Source organism: Rhodanobacter sp. DHB23, assembly GCF_014842975.1.
Classification (GTDB): Bacteria; Pseudomonadota; Gammaproteobacteria; order Xanthomonadales; family Rhodanobacteraceae; genus Rhodanobacter_A.
Map to the genome: position 1 here is coordinate 1 of NZ_JACYXK010000009.1, position 5507 is coordinate 5507.

Sequence of the window (5507 nt, forward strand, 5' to 3'; positions counted from 1 at the left end):
TTATCGACGTGTACGAACAAGCGCGCGCTCCGAGCGGGCCGGTGGCGGCCGATGGAATAGTGATGATAGGCGAAGGGCGGCGGCGGGGTGGCGGGTTCGGTCCAAGGGTAGGCCGCAAAAGCAAACACCCCCACCGATGTCGGTGAGGGTGTTTAAGGATAAAGCCCCTGGCGGTGACCTACTCTTGCATGCAAGTGCACACTACCATCGGCGCGGCTGCGTTTCACTTCCGAGTTCGGGATGGGATCGGGTGGGACCACAGCGCTATGGCCGCCAGGGAAGGGGTTGAAGCAGCGCAGAAGCGCCGGCTTCAAGAATTTGGCAAACGAGTGACAAGCGTCCGGATTCGTTGGAACCGGCACGTGGCGAAGGCCACTTGGGGTTATATGGTCAAGCCGCACGGCTCATTAGTACGCGTAAGCTCAATGCATTGCTGCACTTCCACACCGCGCCTATCAACCACTTAGTCTAAATGGTGCCTACAGGAGAGTTGAACTCTCGGGAGATCTCATCTTGGGGCGCGCTTCCCGCTTAGATGCTTTCAGCGGTTATCGCTTCCGTTCATAGCTACCGGGCAATGCCATGGGCATGACAACCCGAACACCAGCGGAACGTCCACTCCGGTCCTCTCGTACTAGGAGCAGCCCCCCTCAAATCTCCAACGCCCACGACAGATAGGGACCGAACTGTCTCACGACGTTCTGAACCCAGCTCGCGTACCACTTTAAATGGCGAACAGCCATACCCTTGGGACCGGCTACAGCCCCAGGATGTGATGAGCCGACATCGAGGTGCCAAACACCGCCGTCGATATGAACTCTTGGGCGGTATCAGCCTGTTATCCCCGGAGTACCTTTTATCCGTTGAGCGATGGCCCTTCCATACAGAACCACCGGATCACTAAGACCTACTTTCGTACCTGCTTGATCCGTCGATCTTGCAGTCAAGCACGCTTATGCCTTTGCACACAGTGCGCGATGTCCGACCGCGCTGAGCGTACCTTCGTGCTCCTCCGTTACTCTTTGGGAGGAGACCGCCCCAGTCAAACTACCCACCATACACGGTCCCTGACCCGGATTACGGGCCGAGGTTAGAACGTCAAGCACTTCAGGGTGGTATTTCAAGGATGGCTCCACCGAAACTGGCGTCTCGGTTTCGTAGCCTCCCACCTATCCTACACAGAAGAACTCAACGTTCAGTGTAAAGCTATAGTAAAGGTTCACGGGGTCTTTCCGTCTTGCCGCGGGAACGCTGCATCTTCACAGCGATTTCAATTTCACTGAGTCTCGGGTGGAGACAGCGCCGCTGTCGTTACGCCATTCGTGCAGGTCGGAACTTACCCGACAAGGAATTTCGCTACCTTAGGACCGTTATAGTTACGGCCGCCGTTTACTGGGGCTTCGATCAAGAGCTTCGCCTTGCGGCTGACCCCATCAATTAACCTTCCAGCACCGGGCAGGCGTCACACCCTATACGTCCACTTTCGTGTTTGCAGAGTGCTGTGTTTTTGATAAACAGTCGCAGCGGCCAGGTTACTGCGACCCTTCTCAGCTCAGCTACGCATGTAGCCACCAAAAAGGGCGCACCTTCTCCCGAAGTTACGGTGCCATTTTGCCTAGTTCCTTCACCCGAGTTCTCTCAAGCGCCTTGGGATTCTCACCCTGCCTACCAGTGTCGGTTTACGGTACGGTTTTTCTTAAGCTGAAGCTTAGTGGCTTTTCCTGGAAGCGTGGTATCAGTCACTTCGCCCAAAAGGGCTCGTCTCGGTGCTCGGCATAAAGAGGGCCGGATTTGCCTAACCCTCATGCCTACCGCCTTTCCCCGGGACAACCAACGCCCGGTAGACCTAACCTTCTCCGTCCCCACATCGCACTTAAGAAAAGTGCTGGAATATTAACCAGCTTCCCATCGACTACGCATTTCTGCCTCGCCTTAGGGGCCGACTCACCCTGCGCCGATGAACGTTGCGCGAGGAAACCTTGGGCTTTCGGCGTGCGGGCTTTTCACCCGCATTATCGTTACTCATGTCAGCATTCGCACTTCCGATACCTCCAGCAGACTTTACAATCCACCTTCACAGGCTTACGGAACGCTCCTCTACCGCGCACACTTGCGTGTGCACCCCGAGCTTCGGTGTCTAGCTTAGCCCCGTTAAATCTTCCGCGCAGACCGACTCGACCAGTGAGCTATTACGCTTTCTTTAAAGGATGGCTGCTTCTAAGCCAACCTCCTGGCTGTCTATGCCTTTCCACATCGTTTTCCACTTAGCTAGAACTTGGGGACCTTAGCTGCGGGTCTGGGTTGTTTCCCTTTTCACGACGGACGTTAGCACCCGCCGTGTGTCTCCCGGATAGTCTGTCCTGGTATTCGGAGTTTGCCATGGTTTGCTAAGTCGCGATGACCCGCTAGCCATAACAGTGCTCTACCCCCAGGAAGATTCGTCCGAGGCGCTACCTAAATAGCTTTCGAGGAGAACCAGCTATCTCCGAGTTTGTTTAGCCTTTCACTCCTATCCACAGCTCATCCCCATCTATTGCAACAGATGTGGGTTCGGTCCTCCAGTGCGTGTTACCGCACCTTCAACCTGGCCATGGATAGATCACTCGGTTTCGGGTCTACTGCCAGAGACTATGCGCCCTATTCAGACTCGGTTTCCCTTCGCCTCCCCTATACGGTTAAGCTTGCCACTGACAGTAAGTCGCTGACCCATTATACAAAAGGTACGCAGTCACCCTTGCGGGCTTCCACTGCTTGTACGTATACGGTTTCAGGGTCTATTTCACTCCCCTCTCCGGGGTTCTTTTCGCCTTTCCCTCACGGTACTTGTTCGCTATCGGTCAGTCAGGAGTATTTAGCCTTGGAGGATGGTCCCCCCATGTTCAGACAGGGTTTCTCGTGCCCCGCCCTACTCAATTTCATCTCTAATGCCCTTTCGCCTACGGGGCTATCACCCGCTATGGCCGGCCTTTCCAAACCGTTCGGCTAAAACACTAGAAACTTTTGGGCTAGTCCGCGTTCGCTCGTCGCTACTGACGGAATCTCGGTTGATTTCTTTTCCTCCGGGTACTTAGATATTTCAGTTCCCCGGGTTCGCTTCCGCAACCTATGAATTCAGTTACGGATACCGCTTGCGCGGTGGGTTTCCCCATTCGGACATTGCCGGATCAAAGCTTGTTGCCAGCTCCCCGACACTTTTCGCAGGCTGCCACGTCCTTCATCGCCTCTGACTGCCAAGGCATCCACCGTATACGCTTGGTCGCTTGACCATATAACCCCAAGTCGCCTCAGGGCCATACTCTCAAACCACCTGTTCGTGCCTCAACACGTGTCTCGGTTCGGTTCGAACCAAGACGCTTGTCACTCGTTTGCCAGTTTTCAAAGAACACAAGAACGGCCTCAACGCCGCCTCGCTTCAAAATCTTTTCGTGTGCTTGTCTTCACGTCGTCCACCGTGGTGGAGCCAGTCGGGATCGAACCGACGACCCCCTGCTTGCAAAGCAGGTGCTCTCCCAGCTGAGCTATGGCCCCATGCTTGGTAGAGGTGCACAGGTTGGTGGGTCTGGGAGGACTCGAACCACCGGCCTCACCCTTATCAGGGGTGCGCTCTAACCACCTGAGCTACAGACCCGCAAAGCTTTCTTGCCGGGACGCTACGTGAATACAGGTGTCTTGTGTGGACGTCTTGCGCGACGGATCGCGCTGTCGTTCTCGAAAGGAGGTGATCCAGCCGCACCTTCCGATACGGCTACCTTGTTACGACTTCACCCCAGTCATGAACCACTCCGTGGTCGTCGTCCCCCTTGCGGTTAGACTAACGGCTTCTGGAGCAACTCACTCCCATGGTGTGACGGGCGGTGTGTACAAGGCCCGGGAACGTATTCACCGCAGCATAGCTGATCTGCGATTACTAGCGATTCCGACTTCATGGAGTCGAGTTGCAGACTCCAATCCGGACTGGGATCGGCTTTCTGGGATTGGCTCCACCTCGCGGTATTGCAACCCTCTGTACCGACCATTGTAGTACGTGTGTAGCCCTGGCCGTAAGGGCCATGAGGACTTGACGTCATCCCCACCTTCCTCCGGTTTGTCACCGGCAGTCTCCTTAGAGTTCCCACCATTACGTGCTGGCAACTAAGGACAAGGGTTGCGCTCGTTGCGGGACTTAACCCAACATCTCACGACACGAGCTGACGACAGCCATGCAGCACCTGTGTTCCGATTCCCGAAGGCACTCCCGCATCTCTGCAGGATTCCGGACATGTCAAGGCCAGGTAAGGTTCTTCGCGTTGCATCGAATTAAACCACATACTCCACCGCTTGTGCGGGCCCCCGTCAATTCCTTTGAGTTTCAGTCTTGCGACCGTACTCCCCAGGCGGCGAACTTAACGCGTTTGCTTCGACACTGATCTCCGAGTTGAGACCAACATCCAGTTCGCATCGTTTAGGGCGTGGACTACCAGGGTATCTAATCCTGTTTGCTCCCCACGCTTTCGTGCTTCAGCGTCAGTGTTGTCCCAGATGGCCGCCTTCGCCACTGATGTTCCTCCCGATCTCTACGCATTTCACCGCTACACCGGGAATTCCACCATCCTCTGACACACTCTAGCTCGCCAGTATCCATCGCCATTCCCAGGTTGAGCCCGGGGATTTCACGACAGACTTAACGAACCGCCTACGCACCCTTTACGCCCAGTAATTCCGATTAACGCTTGCACCCTTCGTATTACCGCGGCTGCTGGCACGAAGTTAGCCGGTGCTTATTCCTCAGGTACCGTCAGCTCCACGGGGTATTGGCCCATGGCATTTCGCTCCTGATAAAAGTGCTTTACAACCCGAAGGCCTTCTTCACACACGCGGCATTGCTGGATCAGGCTTGCGCCCATTGTCCAATATTCCCCACTGCTGCCTCCCGTAGGAGTCTGGGCCGTGTCTCAGTCCCAGTGTGGCTGATCATCCTCTCAGACCAGCTAGCGATCGTCGCCTTGGTAGGCCATTACCCTACCAACTAGCTAATCGCACATCGGTTCGTCCAACCGCGCGAGGTCTTGCGAGCCCCCGCTTTCTCCCTTGGGACGTATGCGGTATTAGCGTAAGTTTCCCTACGTTATCCCCCACGTTTGGGTAGATCCCGATGCATTACTCACCCGTCCGCCACTCGCCACCCACAGTATTGCTACTGCTGTGCTGCCGTTCGACTTGCATGTGTTAGGCATGCCGCCAGCGTTCAATCTGAGCCAGGATCAAACTCTTCACTTAAGTTTTCGATGGCCGAAGCCATCTATCTTTCTGAAGCGTGACCCCAACCAATCAAAACTCATTACTGACTTTCTTTTGGGTGGGACGCTTGCATTGCTTGGACAGGTCATCAACCCGCCAGCGCAAGGCGTCCACACAATTCACCTGTGCACACTGTCAAAGATCCAATCACCGCGGAGCTTTCCGCTTCAGGACATTTCGTCCCGGTGAGCCGCCTACTATACATCGTCTTTTCGGTCCGTCAACACCCT

General features: G+C 55.3%; 2 tRNA genes and 3 rRNA genes. All 5 read right to left on the reverse strand.

Annotated elements, in window-relative coordinates:
- Positions 1 to 165: 165 nt before the first annotated feature.
- The 5 genes from rrf to IHE47_RS00085 all read right to left on the reverse strand — a co-directional run bounded on the left by rrf (position 166) and on the right by IHE47_RS00085 (position 5256).
- Positions 166 to 278, reverse strand: a 5S ribosomal RNA gene (gene rrf, locus IHE47_RS00065).
- A 108-nt stretch (positions 279 to 386) separates the two neighbouring features.
- A 23S ribosomal RNA gene (locus IHE47_RS00070) occupies positions 387 to 3266 on the reverse strand.
- 186 nt (positions 3267 to 3452) lie between these two features.
- Positions 3453 to 3528: transfer RNA gene (locus IHE47_RS00075), tRNA-Ala, on the reverse strand.
- Between the two features lie 23 nt (positions 3529 to 3551).
- A tRNA-Ile gene (locus tag IHE47_RS00080) sits at positions 3552 to 3628 on the reverse strand.
- Positions 3629 to 3711: 83 nt separating this feature from the next.
- A 16S ribosomal RNA gene (locus tag IHE47_RS00085) occupies positions 3712 to 5256 on the reverse strand.
- Together the 16S, 23S and 5S rRNA genes with 2 tRNA genes alongside form the textbook arrangement of a ribosomal RNA operon.
- Positions 5257 to 5507 lie beyond the last annotated feature (251 nt).